The organism is Streptomyces niphimycinicus, from assembly GCF_018883605.1.
GTDB lineage: Bacteria > Actinomycetota > Actinomycetes > Streptomycetales > Streptomycetaceae > Streptomyces > Streptomyces niphimycinicus.
In genome coordinates, this window is sequence record NZ_JAHLEM010001353.1 from 1 (window position 1) to 440 (window position 440).

Genomic DNA, 440 nt, shown 5'->3' on the forward strand with positions numbered 1-440 from the left:
CCGCCCCGTCGGCCACCCCCACCCAGCCGCCCGCCCGCCGCCGGCTGCGCATGCCCGACCGGCAGGACCCGGCATGGCCGGAGCCCTCCGCCGGGGACTCGGGCGAGTTCGCGGCCGAGGGGCACCAGGGGCTGCACACCCCGCCCCGTGGCACCCCGCCCCACGGCACCCCGCCCTACGACAGCCCGGCGCCCGGTGAGCGGACGCCCGCCGACGACCCCGGGCGGCGGTCCGGCGGTCCGGCCGCCGGGGACTCCGGCGAGTTCCCGGTCGACGGTCAGCACGCCGGGCTGGAGACCCCGCCGCACGGCAGCCCGGCGCCCGGGCTGCCCCAGGAGACGAGCTGGCTCGGCGCGTTCGCGGACGACCGGTTCGCGGGCGAGGCCCATGGGCACGCCCCGCACCCCGGCCCCGAGGACGGCGCGAGCCGCCCCCAAGCC

At 82.3% G+C, this 440-nt stretch carries 1 pseudogene; it reads left to right on the forward strand.

Features of this window, described 5'->3' with window-relative positions:
• A pseudogene (locus KN815_RS49705) lies at window positions 1–440 on the forward strand (hypothetical protein); the annotation flags it as partial.